General features: G+C 62.0%; 16 protein-coding genes. 9 read left to right on the forward strand and 7 right to left on the reverse strand.

The window, feature by feature from the left end:
* The 4 genes from N5D22_RS24565 to N5D22_RS24580 all read right to left on the reverse strand — a co-directional run.
* Positions 1–1,247: ABC transporter substrate-binding protein (locus N5D22_RS24565; RefSeq protein WP_279702807.1), on the reverse strand; the 1,247-nt coding region annotated here is incomplete at its 3' end.
* Positions 1,248–1,269: 22 nt separating this feature from the next.
* Positions 1,270–2,343 carry a Gfo/Idh/MocA family oxidoreductase gene (locus N5D22_RS24570; protein WP_279658684.1) on the reverse strand — a complete coding sequence of 358 codons (1,074 nt, stop codon included), beginning with the start codon at positions 2,341–2,343 and terminating at the stop codon, positions 1,270–1,272.
* Positions 2,340–3,356, reverse strand: a complete 1,017-nt coding sequence (locus tag N5D22_RS24575; RefSeq protein WP_279658683.1) for a Gfo/Idh/MocA family oxidoreductase — start codon at positions 3,354–3,356, stop codon at positions 2,340–2,342. Before N5D22_RS24575 ends, N5D22_RS24570 begins: the two co-directional genes overlap by 4 nt.
* Positions 3,349–4,401 carry a Gfo/Idh/MocA family oxidoreductase gene (locus tag N5D22_RS24580; protein WP_279658682.1) on the reverse strand — a complete coding sequence of 351 codons (1,053 nt, stop codon included), beginning with the start codon at positions 4,399–4,401 and terminating at the stop codon, positions 3,349–3,351. The genes N5D22_RS24575 and N5D22_RS24580 overlap by 8 nt, the downstream gene beginning before the upstream one ends.
* A gap of 102 nt (positions 4,402–4,503) precedes the next feature.
* Here N5D22_RS24580 and N5D22_RS24585 point away from each other — a divergent pair, with 102 nt between their 5' ends.
* Positions 4,504–5,217: a GntR family transcriptional regulator gene (locus tag N5D22_RS24585; RefSeq protein ID WP_279658681.1), complete on the forward strand. Its 714-nt coding sequence runs from the start codon at positions 4,504–4,506 to the stop codon at positions 5,215–5,217.
* A gap of 32 nt (positions 5,218–5,249) precedes the next feature.
* On the forward strand, positions 5,250–6,170 hold the full coding sequence (locus tag N5D22_RS24590) for an SMP-30/gluconolactonase/LRE family protein (RefSeq protein WP_279658680.1): 921 nt from the start codon (positions 5,250–5,252) through the stop codon (positions 6,168–6,170).
* 82 nt (positions 6,171–6,252) lie between these two features.
* On the opposite strand, the gene N5D22_RS24595 is transcribed toward N5D22_RS24590, so the two are convergent.
* Positions 6,253–6,936, reverse strand: a complete 684-nt coding sequence (locus N5D22_RS24595) for a DUF2161 domain-containing phosphodiesterase (RefSeq protein ID WP_279658679.1) — start codon at positions 6,934–6,936, stop codon at positions 6,253–6,255.
* A gap of 255 nt (positions 6,937–7,191) precedes the next feature.
* Positions 7,192–8,172 carry a fatty acid desaturase gene (locus N5D22_RS24600; RefSeq protein WP_279658678.1) on the reverse strand — a complete coding sequence of 327 codons (981 nt, stop codon included), beginning with the start codon at positions 8,170–8,172 and terminating at the stop codon, positions 7,192–7,194.
* A gap of 234 nt (positions 8,173–8,406) precedes the next feature.
* Between N5D22_RS24600 and N5D22_RS24605 the strand changes: the two genes are divergently transcribed.
* The 5 genes from N5D22_RS24605 to N5D22_RS24625 are packed head-to-tail and all read left to right on the forward strand — an operon-like array spanning position 8,407 to position 13,767.
* Positions 8,407–9,969 carry an ABC transporter substrate-binding protein gene (locus tag N5D22_RS24605; protein ID WP_279658677.1) on the forward strand — a complete coding sequence of 521 codons (1,563 nt, stop codon included), beginning with the start codon at positions 8,407–8,409 and terminating at the stop codon, positions 9,967–9,969.
* Positions 9,970–10,011: 42 nt separating this feature from the next.
* Positions 10,012–10,992: an ABC transporter permease gene (locus N5D22_RS24610; RefSeq protein WP_279658676.1), complete on the forward strand. Its 981-nt coding sequence runs from the start codon at positions 10,012–10,014 to the stop codon at positions 10,990–10,992.
* Positions 10,989–11,822 (forward strand): ABC transporter permease, encoded by an 834-nt coding sequence (locus tag N5D22_RS24615; protein WP_279658675.1) that lies wholly within the window; start codon positions 10,989–10,991, stop codon positions 11,820–11,822. Before N5D22_RS24610 ends, N5D22_RS24615 begins: the two co-directional genes overlap by 4 nt.
* Complete coding sequence (locus N5D22_RS24620) at positions 11,819–12,793, forward strand: ABC transporter ATP-binding protein (protein ID WP_279658674.1); 975 nt, start codon at positions 11,819–11,821, stop codon at positions 12,791–12,793. The genes N5D22_RS24615 and N5D22_RS24620 overlap by 4 nt, the downstream gene beginning before the upstream one ends.
* Complete coding sequence (locus tag N5D22_RS24625) at positions 12,790–13,767, forward strand: oligopeptide/dipeptide ABC transporter ATP-binding protein (RefSeq protein ID WP_279659054.1); 978 nt, start codon at positions 12,790–12,792, stop codon at positions 13,765–13,767. Before N5D22_RS24620 ends, N5D22_RS24625 begins: the two co-directional genes overlap by 4 nt.
* On the opposite strand, the gene N5D22_RS24630 is transcribed toward N5D22_RS24625, so the two are convergent.
* Positions 13,749–14,555: a PhnD/SsuA/transferrin family substrate-binding protein gene (locus N5D22_RS24630; protein ID WP_279658672.1), complete on the reverse strand. Its 807-nt coding sequence runs from the start codon at positions 14,553–14,555 to the stop codon at positions 13,749–13,751. The two genes, N5D22_RS24625 and N5D22_RS24630, sit on opposite strands and share 19 nt — an antisense overlap.
* A gap of 89 nt (positions 14,556–14,644) precedes the next feature.
* Here N5D22_RS24630 and N5D22_RS24635 point away from each other — a divergent pair, with 89 nt between their 5' ends.
* On the forward strand, positions 14,645–16,261 hold the full coding sequence (locus N5D22_RS24635) for an FAD-binding protein (RefSeq protein ID WP_279658671.1): 1,617 nt from the start codon (positions 14,645–14,647) through the stop codon (positions 16,259–16,261).
* On the forward strand, positions 16,261–16,581 hold the full coding sequence (locus N5D22_RS24640; RefSeq protein WP_279658670.1) for a ferredoxin family protein: 321 nt from the start codon (positions 16,261–16,263) through the stop codon (positions 16,579–16,581). The genes N5D22_RS24635 and N5D22_RS24640 overlap by 1 nt, the downstream gene beginning before the upstream one ends.
* Positions 16,582–16,599 lie beyond the last annotated feature (18 nt).

A 16,599-nucleotide genomic window follows, 5' to 3' on the forward strand; every position in this document is an offset into this window, starting at 1 on the left:
TCGAGGTCCGTCTTCGCACGGGCCATGGCCTCATCGACGGTGCTTTCACCGACGATGGCCTGCGTGATGCGCTGGACGGAGATGTTGAACATGGCGCGATTGTTCTTGTAACCCTGATAGGTGTAGGCAATCGGGCTGATGCCCGGGATCTGGGCCAGCCAGGCGTCCATGGCCTTCTGCGTCGCCGGCGTCGCGCCGGTATAGGTCACACCCTTGTCAGCCACGGCCTTGTGGGCCGGAACGTTGCGGGTGCGCACCGTGAAGTCGAGATAATTCTCGTCCTGGGCGAGGAAGTTCAGGATATCGGCAACGATCTTCGGGTTCTTGGTCTGCTTGAAGCCGACAACGCCGGTGCCACCAGGCATGCCGGTGCAGGCAGCGCCGCCGCAGGGCTGCGGCACCACTTCCCAGTCGAACGCATCGCCGACCTGGCTGTCGAAGCGCGCGGTCTGCCAGCTGCCGGAATAATAATAGACCAGCTGGCCGTTGATGAATTCCTGCGCGGCGTCGCGATAGGTATTGCCGCCCTGACCGGCCCAGACGTCGCGCGCCATGGTGCCGTCCTTGTTCCATTCGACGAATTTCTTCACGAAGGTCGTGAAACCTTCATCGACGAGAATGGGCTTGCCATCGGCGTCGAAAATCTTCGCGCCGTAGGAAATGGCCGGGCCGGCAATACGGTGGCCGGAACGGTCGATGGCCATCGGATACGGCGTGCCGGTTGCCTTGGCGACGGTATTGGCAGCCTTCGCCCAGTCGTCCAGCGTCGCATCCTTGCCGGGTACCGCCACATTGGCCTGATCGAACAAGGTGCGGTTGATGAAGGCGCCGGTGATGGTGAGTTGGGTATGCATGCCGTAAATGCCCTTGTCGTCAGGGCCGCTGCGGTACCATTTCAGCACGTTCGAGAAATTGTCTTCCCAATATTTCGCGTCCACATAGGGCGTGAGATCGAGATAATAGCGGTTGAGGCCGCCAAGATCGGTCACGGTTGCGAAATCCGGGCCGCTGCCGCCGGCAAGCTGCACGGGCAGGCCTTCCAGCAGCGCCTTATAAGGCACGACATCGGTGACGATCTTCACGTCCGGATGCTGCTTTTCGTAACGCGCGAGAATGTCCTTGAGGATTTCGCAGCCATTGCCGTCATAGGCGCAGGTGAAGCGTACTTCCTGCGCCGCCTGGGCGGCGCCGGCAAAAGACGCCGCGCCCAAGGCGAGCGCCAATGCCATGCTGTATTTTCTGGTCATCTGGTTTCCTCCCTTTAGATGATTATGCGTTGGCGGATGTGCGCGGCGCCCAGCCCTTGATCCATTCGCCTTCGGCGGCGTTGGAGAGACGGACCGGCTTTCCTTCCCTGACCGAGCGATAGATGGCGGTGACGAGCTCGATGGACTGCAAGCCGTCATTGACGGTCACTTCCTTGCCGCCGCGTCCTTCCATGGCGTCGGCAATGGCTTCGACAAAACCGGCAAAGCCGTTTTCGCCGTCGGCCACCGTCGCCAGAACGGCGTCGATCTGGTCCTGCGTGGTCGGTGCACGGGCGATGAAACGCCAGGTGTCTTCGGCCGGGCGATAGGGCAGCGTGCCGCTCTCGGCGGTGAAGCCTTCAAAGCAGAAGCGCAGGCGGGACGTATCTTCAGCCGCACCGAGCGTCACCGAGCTCGTCGCCAGCGCACCGCTTTTCATGCGGAAGCTGATTGCGGCGCAGTCTTCGGTTTCGATCGTGTTGACGCGCGTATCGGCCATGGCGAACACTTCATCGACCGGACCGAGGACGTGGCAGAGAAGATCATGGGCGTGGATCGCGTGGCCGAGAATCGCGCCGCCGCACTCCCCCTTCCACGTACCGCGCCAGGGAATGTCGTAATAGCTGGCGCCACGGTTCCAGTGAACTTCCGAGCTTGCGACGAAGGCCTTGCCCGCAAGGCCGGCATCGATCAGCGCACGAAGTTGTCGCATCGCATGTCCGAAACGGTACTGGAAGACGGGAAATACGCCGCGGCCAGTCTTCTTGACGGAATCGATCAGCGCGTTGGCCTCTTCAAGCGAGCGAACCAGCGGCTTTTCGCAGACCACATCCTTGCCCGACGCATGCGCCTTCAGCGTGACAGGGAAATGCAGGTGCGGCGGCAGGCAGACGTCGATGAGCTGGATGCTCTCATCCGCCAGAACCTCGTCGAGATCGGTCGTCAGGCGGATCGACGTGTCATCGCCCGCCACGGAGCGGGCGCGCTCCAGATCGAGATCGCAGATCGCCTTGACGACGAAACGCTTGGGCAGTGCCCGATAACCGCTCAAATGCTGGGCGCCGATACCGGCGCCGATGATGGCAACACCAATCATTTCGCGGCTCCCTCGGCCTTTGCCTGTGCCTGAAGCGAGAGGTCGCAGACCTTGAAGACGTGTTCCTGCGTCATCGCCGTTTCCGTGCGGTTGCGGATGTCGTCGCACAGGCGGCCGAAATAGGGCAGGCCTGCACCGGAAGCATCGATATATTCGCAGCGGTCGCCATTCACGAGAATGAGGCGGTCGGTGCCTTCCGTATTGCCGACATCGACATATTTGCGCAGCTCGATGTAGCCCTCGGTGCCGAGGATCGTCAGGCGGCCGTCACCCCAGGTCGGCAGCGCATCGGGCGTGTACCAGTCGACGCGGATATAGCCGTGGCCCTTGTCGCCACGCAGCACGACTTCACCGAAATCCTGCAGGCCCGGATCTTTGGGGTTGGCATAGTTGGCAACGGTGGCGGCCACGATCTCCACTTCGGTCGAACCGGTGAAGAACACGAACTGATCGATCTGGTGGCTGGCGATATCGGTGAGAATGCCGCCATAAGCTTCGCGTTCGAAGAACCACTTCGGGCGGATCTGGCGGTTCAGGCGATGCGGGCCGAGGCCGACGGTCTGAATGACGCGGCCGATGGCGCCTTGGGCGACGAGTTCAGCCGCCTTGGTCACGCTCGGAACTTCAAAGCGCTCGGAGAAATCGACGGTCCAGATGCGCTTGGTCTTTGCCACCGTCTGGCGAAGGCGGTCGAGCTGTTCGAAGGTGGTGCAGCCGGGCTTGTCGGACATGACGTCCTTGCCGGCTTCCATGGCGGCGATGGCAAGATCGGCCCGCTTGGCGGGAATGTCGGCGATCAGCACGAGATCGATGCTGCCGTCTGCGAGCAGCGCTTCCTTGGAGGCCGCGCGCGGCACATCCGGGAAGCGCTTGACGAAGCCTTCCACCACGTCGGGTTCGCCTTCGGTCCACCAGCCGGCGAATTCCGCGCCGGCATCCAGCATGTTCTGGGCCATGCCGAAAATGTGCCGGTGCTCTATGCCGAGAGCGACGAACTTGATTGCTTTAGTCATCCTGCAGTTCCACTTCCTTGCCGGTGCCGGCCGAGTTGATGATCGCGTCGATCAATCTGTGAGACAAAAGGGCCGCTTCACCGGTGACGACCGGGGCGCGCCCTGAGGAGATGGCGTCTGCGAAATCTTCGAAGACACCCTGATGCCATTCATGCGTGAAAGCCATGGGGTCGGCGCCGCCGCCCGTGCCGGACGCCGCGCCACCAAAGGTCTCCTGCCGGCCATCGCGCCAGTCGACATGCAGGAGGCCCGAGGCGAGCCGCAGGCTGGCATTGTCGAAATGCAGGACAATCGATTCCGCAGCACCGGGGAAACTTGCGGTACTTGCCACCAGCGAGCCGACGGCGCCATTCTTGAAGCGCAGGCCGGCCGCGACATAATCTTCGGTTTCCATGCGGTGAAAACGCGTCGTCGCCGCCATGGCCTGAACCCGCGAGACCGGACCGGCAAAGCTCAGCGCCAGGTCGATGGTGTGTATGGCCTGGGAGATCAGAACGCCGCCGCCATCGCGCGCCAGGGTGCCGCGGCCAGGTTCGTCATAATAGGATTGCGCGCGCCACCACGGCACGGAAATTTCGCAGAGACCGAGCGCCCCAAGCGTCCCGCCGTCCACGAGTTCGCGAGCCTTCTGCGATGCCGCCCGCATGCGATGCTGGAAGATGATGCCGAGCGTGACGCCCGCGTCACGACAGAGGGCGACAAGGCCTTCCGCCTCCTGCGTGTTCCGGGCGACGGGTTTTTCCATCAGAATGTGCTTGCCCGCCTTTGCGAGCTGTCCGACGATATCGATGCGGGCATTCGGCGGCGTCGCAATGATGGCGAAATCAACATCCGCATCGCGCGTGGCATCCTCGACCGAGGAATAAACGGCGACCTCATATCCGGCATGTTTCGACGCTTCGGCGGCCAGCGCCCTGGCGCGGCCGGAACCGCCATCGACCAAACCCTTCAGCCGAATTTTCTCAGGGCTTGCCGCACAAGCGAGCACATGCGTCTTCGCCACCATTCCGGCGCCAACGATGACGCAGGTCTTGATATTTTGCATTTCGGGAGCCTCCTTCCCATGCGCAATCATTTGCATACCGGTATGCCGGTTGTCAACAGACTTGTGTTCCGGTATACCGGTTATGAAAACGCTGGAGGGTATATGCCGAAAATTCCCGTAACAGGCGGCACCGTGCCGACGATGGAGCGACTGGACCTCAACCGTCCGGTGGTGGACCAGATCTATTCCGCGCTGAAATCGGCCATCCTCTCGCGGGAGCTTTTCCCCGGCCAGGCGGTTTCCGAAAACGAGATAGGACACTCCTTCAATTCCAGCCGCACGCCGGTGCGGGAAGCGCTGAGCCGCCTGCGGGACGACGGCCTGATCGTCACCCTGCCAAGCCGCGGCACCTATGTTTCAAGACTATCCGAAAAGAACATTCGCAGCGCCCAATTCATCCGCGAGGCATTGGAGGTGGCGGCGGTCAGCCGGCTATGCCAGATCGGCCTGACGGCGGAAGCCGAACAGGAAATCGAACACGCCCTCAACGGTCAGCGCGCGGCCATGCGCAGCGGAGACAGAAAGGCCTTCCGCGTGCATGACGACCAGTTCCACAGCGCGCTTGCCGCCGCGACCGGGCTCGAGAGGCTGGAAACGCTGTTGATCCGCGAAAAGGCGGGGCTGGATCGCCTGCGCGCGCTCGCCATCACCGACGAGGCGCATATGGCGCGGCTGCTCACGGAACATGAGGCGGTCTATGACGCCATCAGGACCGGGGACGAGGCCCGGGCCGCCGAAGAGCTGCGCAAGCACTTGAGGCGCGTCCTCGGCATTCTTTCCCAGGTTTTCGAGAACCATCAGGACTATTTCGAATAATTCTGCGGCATCATTTTTACGGTTCAAGCATCATGAATACGGCAAATCCCGAACAAGCGCTTGCCATGTCGCAGGCGACACTTCTGTGCGATACGATGAGCACACTTGCGGAATCCCCTGTTTGGGACGAGCGGCGGCAGGTGCTTTTCTGGTGCGACATCCTCGGCAAGACGGTGCGGTCGGCAGCGCTTAAGCCCGGCCTCTATCGCGAATGGCCATTCCCTCACACGGTGTCGAGCCTCGGGCTCTGCCAGAACGGCGATCTCGTCGTCGCCTGCGGCATGGACATCGTCATCCTCGATCCGGAGAGCGGCAAGACGCGTCTCCTCCATTCCATTCCTGCACCGGATGGCGTCCCCTGCCGGTTAAATGACGGGCGTGTCGGCCCCGATGGCGCCTTCTGGGTAGGAACCATGCACAATGTGCCGCTTGCGGACATGGAACCTCACGGCGAGCTTTGGCGGATCACCGGAAAGAGCGCCGAGCGCATGCAGACCGGACTGACATGCCCGAACGGGCTCGCCTTCTCCCCGGACGGTTCCGCCATGTGGCAGAGCGATTCCGTTCAGAAATGGATACGCAGGCGCAATTTCGACAGGGTGAACGGCCTGTTCGACGAAGGTGTGCTGGTGGCGCAGATGACGGAAGAGACGGGCAGGCCCGATGGCGGCTGTCTCGACAGCGGCGGCACCTATTACAGCGCGGGCGTATCCGCCGGCGTGCTGAACATCTTCGGGGAAGATGGCGGCAAACAGACCGGCGTGGCAAGGATGCCCGTGCCGCACCCGACAATGCCCTGCTTCGGCGGGCCCGATTTCGGCACTCTTTTCGTCACCTCGCACCGCCATAACATGTCCGCCGACCGGCTTGAACGGGCTCCCTTCTCGGGCGGCGTATGGATGATCCCGACACAGGTGAGAGGGTTTGCAGCCTTCCGGTTCGATGAGGGGTGACGTTAGCCGTCTTCCCGCCCTTCCCCCGGGCATTCATCCGAAAACCAGCTGCCAGCCTGGGGCCGTCCCGGCGGAACGCGGATTAACCTGAAACAGTGGCCGCCGTCGCTGGCATGTCCTGCTGCGGCCATTGCTTCAGGGCTTCCTGTCCTGCGGCGGTCAGGCCATAAACTCCTCTGTCGAGACGCTCAAACCAACCGTAGACGTTCGCAAGCAGAATCTTCCCGGCATCCGGCACAGCGGATCTGACGTCCCGAACACGCATTGGACCCGATGCAAGCGCCAAAGCGCAGCCCAGCGCCCGTTGGCGGTAGGCGGTCATGATCGGTACGCGTGTGCTTCCGCCCATAACCGGATCACCGCGCCGCCTCTGATGCTCGCGCATCAGGCGCGAACGCCGTTTCGGATTGGTACGCGGCATCGGCGATATGGAATTGACGATAATGCTGACATCGCCGGCATCGGAAATGCCGAGCATGCCGATACCAAGCCTGCGGCAGAGGTCGCGGTAACGTTTGTCAGCCTCGCGGCCCCTGCCTCTGGCGGAGACCCGGGCTGCGATCCAGACCTCGTCTGCGACCGTTGCGCGATCGACAGCCTGCAGAATGAGTTCCAGATTGAAGCTCAGCTTCAGCTCGCAGATGACAACCACGGAAGGATCGCAATCACTCAGGCCGACAAGATCGCAACCGCCTACTTCGCCTTTGACTGTGTAACCTGCGTTCTCAAGGAAGCCTTTGACCGGCAGATAAAGCGACGTTTCCATGTATCCGAGCTGTAAGAGAAATCCTGACCCTGAATACATTGATCCGGCTGCACAAGACAACCATCGTCACCGCCGATACGGTCGAAAGCATCGACGATGGCGACAGGCGGCCAACCGCAAACATGCTTACGTAAGCGACATCCTCACCTTGCTGCTTGCCCTCTTGACGACAGCCCCCGGTTCGACCCCAGCCGGTTCTCGGATGGCGGGCAAGGTTGACGAAGACTATCGGAAACGGCATCACTCCAGTCCGTTCTACGGTTCTCGCAACGTCGCCGCGGCCTCGACAGGCGATACGTCGAGATGGCGAGGATGACGGGGATCGTCGTGGGGTTTCAGGAAGAAGCGACGGGCGACATCGAGATAGCCGTTATAGACCAGACCGCCATTGATCGTCACAAGCGTGTTTCGATGGCGGCGGTAGAGAACTGGGATGCTGTACCAGGGGGCGGCCGGCAATTTGTGATGCAGCACATGCAGATTGTTGTAGAGAAACAGCAGCCCGAATAGCGGGCTGTTCTCGACGATCGCGGTGCGCTCATCCTGATGATCGGCATAACGGTGCTCCGCATAGGATCTGAGCCTGCTCAGCGCCGCGCCGACATAAACGAAACCGAAGAGATAAAGCCAGAGCGGCATTCCGCAAATCCCCACCACCCAGATCAGAACGCTCGCGACACCTACCGCATGCCGCGCCCAAAGCGCCGCCCTTATCCTGTCGCCCTTAAAGATCAGAGACGCCTCCTGCGCCAGGAAATTAACGATCATGACCAGAGGGCCAAGCGTCAGCCGCCCCAGCAGGGTGGTGTTCCAGAGCGCCAGATACCGGCCGATCGACCCCATTTTTTCCCAGGCCGCCTGGGTGAAATAGGAGGATTCCGGATCTTCGATCGGATCGGTCAGATGTTCGTCGCGGTGGTGGGTGAGATGCCCTTCCCGGTAAATGGCGTAGGGCAACCACAGGGACAAAGGCGGCCAGCCGATCGCATCGTTGACGGTGCGATAGCGGGTGGGGTGCCCATGAATGACCTCATGCTGGAGCGATCCATGCCAGGCAATCAGCCACCCGCCAATGGCGATCACGACAACAACAGGCAGAGATTGCCAAAACCAGGTCACCGCCAGGAAGCCGCCGTAAATGACGAGGGCAAGGGCTACCGTCTGCCATTCGATGCGGGCTATTGCGAGAGCGTTGGTGGACGAGGAAAAAATATCGGGCGAGGGAAGACGGGACATGGAGCAGGTTCCGGCTGAGATGGGTTCGCGCACAACTATAAGACCGGCCGCCGGCGGCCGCGCCGTACGGCTTTGCAGCAGAGACGGCAAAAAGGGAAAAATGGTTTTGTAATGGAGTTCTACAGAAAATATTTATTCTATAAAATTTGTAGGCTATTGGCTCTAATCCCTCCATCGAATTGATGAGTGCTGCCCGTCTCATGCGGACGGCGCTTCATAACGGAGGGCAATTTCTTGACATTCAACACCACACGCCGGCAGGTGCTCGTCGGCGGCGCGTCCATTGCAGGTCTCGTCGCCCTTGGCGGCGCTTATCCCGCTTTTGCCAATGCCGACCGCTCAAGGATCGTCGTCCGCGTCGAGAAGGACCTTTCAAATCTCGATCCGGCCAATCGTTCGGGCCCCATCGATCTCAACGTCCTCTGGTCGGTGCAGCAGGGCCTGATCTCCTTCAGACCGGGCTCGACGGAATGGGAACTCGATGCCGCCGAAGAGCTGGAACAGGTGAGCGACACCGAAATCCGTTTCAAGCTGCGCAGCGGCCTCACCTTCACCGACGGTTATGGCGAACTGACCGCCGAAGACGTGAAATTCTCCTTCGAGCGTTTCCTCAAACCCGACGCCGAAGGCAAGCCCGTTACTTATGCCAAGGACTGGTCGGCCCTCGATCGCATCGAGATCACCAGCCCGCTTGAAGGCCGCATCATCCTGAAACAGCCGGCGCCGGCGCTCTATACGATCGCGCTCGCCGACGGGTCTGGCCGGATCATTTCGAAAAAGGCGTTCGAAGCGCTGGGCAAGGACATCGCCACGAAGCTGATCGGCAGCGGCCCCTATGTTCTCAAGGAATGGGTTCCGCGCGAGCATTTCACGCTCGAAATCAACCCCGATTACAAGGGGCCGATCAAGCCGCACTTCCAGCAGATCGTCGGCAAGCCGATCGGCGAGCAGAAGACCTCGGAGATCGCCTTCCAGTCCGGCGAGATCGACTTCACCGCAGTCGACCCCGAAAGCGGCAAGGCGCTCGCGAACCTGCCGGATGCAAGTGTGACGGAAATTCCCGCCATCGACTACGTCTGGTTCGGCCCGAACATCGAGAAGGCCCCCTTCAACGATATCCGCGTCCGCCAGGCGATCCGGTATGCCGTGGATATCGACGCAATCCTGCAGGGCGCCTATTCCGGCATCTATCCGCGCGCCAATTCGCTGCTTGCGCCAAGCCTGCTCGGATACTGGAAAGACGCGCCGGTTTATACACGGGACCTGGAGAAGGCGCAGGCATTGCTTGCCGAGGCCGGCCACGCGAACGGTTTCAAGACCAGGCTCACCATCGAGGCGACGGCGCGTTATGAGGCCATCGCCCAGATCATTCAGGCCAACCTCGCCGAAGTCGGCATCGAGGTCGAGATCGAGGCGCTGGAATCCGCCGCCTACTGGGCGCTCGGCAAAAACGACGCCAGCAGGGACCTCGAACTTTCGCTCGTGAAATTCAACGGAAAATTCGACCCCGGCTTCCAGACGCAATGGTTCACCTCGGCGCAGGTCGGCCAATGGAACTGGCAGCGCTGGAAAAACGCCGATTACGATGCGCTGCATGAAAAGGGCGGCGTCACGGTCGATCCCGCCGAGCGCGAAAAGATTTACATCGAGGCCCAGAAGCTGCTCGACGAATCCGCCGCCTTCATCTGGATCACGCATAATCTGAATGCTTTTGCCTCACGCAGATGGCTGAAGCCCGGCGTTCTTCCGAATGGCAACAACTGGCTCTACACGGCCTTTACGGAAGCGACGGCCTGATCCGGTGCGCGTTTTCCCAATGACCGACAGGGATGCGCTGCGATGAGGAGCGCATCCCTGCACATTCATCTCGCCTTCAAGCTGGTTACGGCGCTTCTCGCCGTGGCCGGTTCCGTTGTTTTGTTGATGGCGCTCACACGGCTGATCCCCGGCGATCCCGCAACGGTGATCCTCGGTTCACGCGCTACGCCCGAGGCCGTGGCGGCGCTCAACGCCCGCATCGGTCTCGACAGGCCGCTGATCGAGCAGGTGTTTGCCTTTTTCGGCCGGCTGTTTTCCGGCGATCTCGGCGAAGACGTTTTCAACGGCCGCCCGGTCATTACCCTTGTTGCGGCAGCCTTGCCGAACACGGCGGCGCTGGCCGTTTCCGCCATGCTTTGCGCCGTCGCGCTCGGCGTGCCGCTTGCGCTTGTCTCCGCCCGCTGGCCGGGCGGCAGGACGGACCGGCTTATCGCGTTCCTCAGCGTCGGCTTCATCTCGACACCGAGCTTTGTCGTCTCGGTGTTCCTCCTCATGATGTTTTCGGTAAAGCTGCGGTGGTTTCCGGTGCTGGGCGCCGGCAACAGCGGCGATATCGGCGACCAGCTCTGGCATCTCGCCCTGCCGACGGCGGCGCTGGCCGCCGGCTGGATCGGCTATATCGCCCGCCTGCTGCGCGCCTCGCTGCTGGAAGTGCTTGGTGAAAACCAGATCCGCACGCTGCGGGCCTATGGGGTCAGCGAGACAAAAATCCTGGTGAAATATGCCCTCAAACCGGCGATATTGCCCACCGTCGCGGTGCTTGGCATGGGGTTTGGCGAACTTCTGGGCGGGGCGGTTTTTGCCGAAGTCATTTTCAACCGTCCCGGTCTCGGTTCGCTGATCTATGACGCCATTCGCACCCGCAACTATCCGGTGGTCCAGGGCGGCGTCTTTGTCATCGTGCTGCTTTACGTTCTGACCAATCTCATTGCGGACCTGTCCCAAAGCCTGCTCGATCCGCGCGAACGCGCCCGGCTCGTTACTGGAAGGCAACGGCAATGACCCTGCTCCACGATCTTTCCCGCCGGCCCGGCGGCACATTTGCGCTCTTTGCCGTTACGCTGCTCTGTCTCGTGGCAATCGCTGCGCCGCTGATCGCGCCTTATGGCCCGAACGCGATCGCACCGGCAAGCCGGTTCATGGACCCGTCACTGCAACATCTTCTGGGAACCGATCATCTCGGGCGCGACATATTAAGCCGTCTTGTCCATGGCGCGCGGATAGCGCTCGGCATTTCTCTCTCCGTCATCGCCATTTCGCTGACAACGGGCGTCGCACTTGGTGTGGCGGCGGCCCTCTCCTCACGCGTCGTCGACCTCTTCATCGTCGGTGTCTTCGATGTCGTGACTTCGTTTCCAAGCATTATCCTCGCTCTGGCGCTCGTCGCCGTCTTCGGCCCCGGTCTTGGCAATGTCGTCCTGCTGGTCAGCATCGTCTTCATTCCGCATTTCGGCCGGGTCGCCCGCGCCCAGACGATTGCGATCCGCAACAGCCCCTTCATCGAGGCCGAAAGGGTCCTCGGTGCGGAAACGTGGCGGATTGTCATGCATCACGTCACGCCCAATATCATCGGCCCGATTTTCGTGCTGGCATGCATGGATATCCCTGTTGTCATCACCATCGAGGCGGGGTTGAGCTTCCTCGGCCTTGGCGTGCGCCCGCCGCTTGCAAGCTGGGGCAACCTGCTGAATGACGGCTACACCTATCTCGACCAGTCGGTATGGCTCGCCACCTTTTCCGGTCTGGCGCTGATCCTCGCGACACTCGGTTTTGCGCTTCTCGGTGAAGCCCTGCGCGACACACTCGACCCGAAACTGAGGAAAACCCTGTGACAGACGCCCTCGTTCACATCGAAAACCTCAACGTGTCCTACAGGGGCGCCGGGCGCAGCGCGCATATTCTCGACGGCGTCGATATCACCATAGGCCGCGGCCAGTCGGTCGGCCTCGTCGGCGAGAGCGGCAGCGGCAAATCGACGGTCGCCTTCACGCTGCTCGGCCTGCTTGCCGATAATGCGGAAATTTCGGCAAACCGTGCGGCCTTCGACGGATGCGAGACCGATCTGGCATCGGGGGAAACCACAAGGCTGCGCGGCACCGATATAGCCATGGTCTTTCAGGACCCCATGACCGCGCTCAACCCCATGTTCACGATTGGCACACAGCTCGTCGACATCCAGCGCCGGCGGTTCCCAAAGGAAAGCCGGCGCGCGCTCTGGGCGCGGGCGGAAGCGGTGCTCGCCGATGTGGGCTTGCAGGATGCGGCGCGGCGCATGCACCAGTATCCGCACGAATTCTCCGGCGGCATGCGACAGCGCGTTGTCATCGCCATGGCGCTTCTGGTCGAACCGAAGCTGCTGATTGCCGACGAACCGACGACCGCGCTCGATGCCACGGTTGAAGCGCAGGTGGTGGAGATGCTGCATCGGCTGCGGCAACGGACTGTCGCTTCCATGCTGGTCGTCAGTCACAGCATGGGGCTGATTGCCGAACTCTGCGACAGCGTCATCGTGATGTATGCGGGAACGGTGGTGGAAAGCGGCCGGGTGACAGACGTCTTGCATCGCCCTCACCATCCCTATACCCGGGCCTTGCTCAACTGCGAAATCGACCCCTACGCCGCCTTCGACCGCCGGCAGGATCTTGCCACCATTCCCGGTACCGTTCCCGATCCCGCTCACCGGCCGCAGGGCTGCATCTTCGCTGAGCGCTGTCCCTCCCGCCACGGACGTTGTGTGGAAAAGCCGCCACGCCGGCAGGCAAAAAGCGGGCAGAGCTTCTTCTGCTGGCTGGAGGCGGCATGATGAGCGCACCCGCCCTCTCACTGAAAAATGCGGTGATACGTTATGACCGGCTGACCGCCGTCGACGGCGTGTCACTGGATCTGTTCTCCGGCGAAACCCTTGGTCTTGTCGGTGAAAGCGGATGCGGAAAATCTTCCCTCGCCCGGGCTATCGTCGGGCTTCAGCCGCTTGCCGCCGGTACGCTTTCGGTTGCCGGAGAAACGCTGGATACCACAGCGACCAGGCGCCGCAATGATCTGCAGCGCCGCATCCAGTTGTTATTTCAGGACCCCGCCGCCTCGCTTTCTCCGCGCATGACGGTGCGCGCGCTTCTGGCCGAACCGCTCAAAATACGCAAAGCGCATTCGGCCGAGAGCTGGGCGCGGATCTCCGCCCTTGCGGAAAGCATCGGCCTCGGCGAACAGCTTCTTTCCCGTTATCCGCACCAGCTGAGCGGCGGGCAGGCGCGGCGCGTGGCGCTTGTGCGGGCGCTTGCGGCCGAACCCTCGATCATCGTTGCCGATGAACCGACGGCTGGCCTCGACATTTCCATTCAGGGTGAGTTGCTCAATCTCCTGCGCGTGCTTCGGGATCGGCTAAGGCTCAGCTATCTGCTCATCTCCCACAATCTCAACGTCGTTGGCCGCGTTACCGATCGTGTCGCCGTGATGTATCTTGGCCAGATCGTCGAGAGCGGGCCGACGGCCGACTTGTTTCACAGTCCCGCGCATCCCTACACACAGGCACTGCTCTCGGCCAATCTCACACTCGATCCCGGCCGCCGACGTGAGCGCATCGTGCTTTCCGGAGAATTGCCAAGCCCGGGCAACCCGCCCTCCGGCTGTCGTTTCCACAAACGCTGTCCGCTGGCGCGCCCACGCTGCGCAGGCGAGGTGCCGCTGCTTGTTTCCGCCGGCCCATCAGGCCGCAGTGTCGCCTGCCACTTTCCGCTCATGGCGGAAGCAGAAGCATTGCCTCAGGCAATAACGGGGTAACCATGACGCGCGGCATCCCGATCAAACTCGGCCAGCACTTCGTAGTCGGTATCGTCGAGCAGATCGATGCCGCGCAACGAGAGCGTATCGCAGACACCGGCAAGTGCGGGGTCGGCGATGGTCTGCGCCAAGGCACGTCGCAAGATCACGAGTTCCCTTTCCGGTGTCGCAGCGGCAGTGATGAAAGGCAGGCCCGGCCCCTTCGCAGTTTCGGCAAGAATGCGCACGCCCGCAACCCGTTGCGGATCAAAGCGCAGTGTGTTGCCGAAGGTGACGCAGTCGATGGAAGCGACATCTGCCTCCCCTTTCGAAACCGCATCGATACTCGCCAGATGACCGCCGGTCTCCAAGACAGAGGAGAAGAACCGGCCGGCATTCGCATGTGGCGCCACGAAAGCCCGGAACAGATTGTAGCCGGAATTGCTGCCGGGTTCGTTGATCGCAGCCCGAGTGCCCCTCAATTCCTCTATCGACTGCACTGGCGAGGCAGCGTTGACAATGATGAAGCTGCATTTGAGCGGGCCGTCGCATCCGGGCAGACCATAAACGGGGGTTGCCACCAGTTGTACCTTGCCACGCAGATGCCGCACATAGGGATATCCGCAGGTCTGGCCGAACAGCAAGTCGGGCCGGAGCCACGCCTCGTCATAACGAATCTCATCATCCAGCGCCACCGGCGCATCTACACCACCCGTGCGGAGACGCTCGCCCAGCGCCGCCCAGAACAGCGCCGTCGCCTCCCTGACCGGCGAAGGGCTGGCATACATGGCAAGACTGGCAAGCGACATCGGGGAAACTCCGGAAAAGCAGCTCAAAAACCTATGCAATACATAGATTTAAAGTGCAATGCGATTTCTTCGCTGAAAGGATGCCTGCCATGAGCCTGCCCTTGCAAGACGCCCGCTCCACGTCTTCGACCACGACCGAAATCACCTGCGATGTGCTCGTCATCGGCGGTGGTCCGGCCGGTTGCTGGGCGGCGCTGGAAGCAGCCGGCGTCGGAGTGCGGGTTGTTCTGGTTGACAAGGGCTACTGCGGCAGTTCCGGCGCAACGGCCTCGGCCGGCACACAGATCTGGTATGTGCCGCCGGATGAGGCCGCGCGGGACGCCGCCATGGCAAGCCGCGAGGCGATGGGCGGTTATCTTTCCGAACGGTCATGGATGGTGCCGGTCCTCGACAAGACTTTCGAAAGCGTCAACCGGCTGGCGGACTGGGGCTACCCCTTCCCGCGCGACGACAGGGGCGAACAGCAGCGCATCTCCGTTCAGGGGCCGGAATATATGCGGCTTTTGCGTCGCCGGGTGAAAAATGCCGGCGTCACCATTCTCGATCACCACCCCGCGACCCGGCTGCTGACAGAAGGCGCACGCGTCGTTGGCGCAACCGGCGTGCGACGGCAGCAGGGCGGGCAGTGGCGCATCGCCGCCGGGGCGGTGGTGCTGGCAACGGGCGGCTGCGCCTTCATGAGCAAGGCGCTCGGCTGCGATGTTCTGACCGGGGATGGCTATTTGATGGGCGCCGAGGCGGGCGCGGAACTCTCCGGCATGGAGTTCTCGTCGGCTTATGCGATTTCGCCGGCCTTCGCGTCGGTTACCAAGACGGCGCTCTACCGTTTCGCGCAGTTTTATCGCAGGGACCATAGCCTGATTGAAGGCGCAGGCTCCGCACGGGGACGATCGGTCATCGCCCGCACCCTGCTTTCGCAGCCCGTCTATGCCCGGCTCGACCTTGCCGGAACCGACGAGGTGAAGGCCATCCTGCGGCGCGCCCAGCCGAATTTCTTCGTGCCATTCGACCGCCGCGGCATTGATCCCTTCACCGAGTTTTTCGAAGTGAAGCTGCGGCTTGAGGGCACGGTGCGCGGCACGGGTGGATTGCGGCTGACCGGGCTCGACTGCGCAACGACTGTCACCGGCCTTTATGCCGCCGGTGACAACGCCACACGTGAGCCGATCTGCGGCGGTTTCACTGGCGGCGGCAGCCACAATGCGGCCTGGGCGATTACCACGGGCGCCTTCGCCGGCGCTGCAGCCGCGGCCTTCGCCCGCGAGAAGGCGGGAGTGGCGGAAAGCGCTCTTCCGCATGCCACAGTCCAGACCGCCGCGCACCGGGAGCCCACCGATCCCGCAGGCGTCATCAAGGCGGTACAGGACGAGGTTTTCCCCCTCGACATCAACTATTTCCGCACCCATTCCGGCCTCTCCGCGGCACTGGCGCGGCTTGATGATTTGTGGACAAGGGTCGCAACGGCAACAGCTGCCGATGACAGCGAGATATTGCCGTTGCGCCAGGCGCAGGCAATGGTCGCCACCGCACGCTTCATGTATCGCGCGGCCTTGGCGCGCACGGAAACGCGCGGCATGCACCGGCGCGACGATTTTCCGAAGCAGGATGCCGCCCAGCATCACCGGCTCATCCTCAGCGGCCTTGATGCGATCGCCATCCGGCGGGAAACAGTTGATCCCGGCATCTGCAAGGAGGCGGCGGAATAATGATCGAGGTTCTGGATAAAGATGCCTGCACGGACTGCAATCTCTGCGTTCAGGTCTGCCCGACCAATGTCTTCGAAGCGATGCCGGAAGGCCCGCCCGTCATCCTGCGGCAGGATTCATGCCAGACATGTTTCATGTGCGAGGCCTATTGCCCGGTGGATGCTCTTTACGTCGATCCGGATGCCGAGGCCGTGCACGGCCTGACAGTGGACAGCGTGCGGGCAGGTAACCTCTTCGGCAGTTACAGGAAGGCCATAGGCTGGCACAAGGACACGCGTCAACGCCGTCACATCGACGATCATTTCCGCCTTCCGCAATAATTCCGGGCGCGTCGGCGC

The organism is Agrobacterium sp. GD03872, from assembly GCF_029840625.1.
Classification (GTDB): Bacteria; Pseudomonadota; Alphaproteobacteria; order Rhizobiales; family Rhizobiaceae; genus Agrobacterium; species Agrobacterium fabrum_A.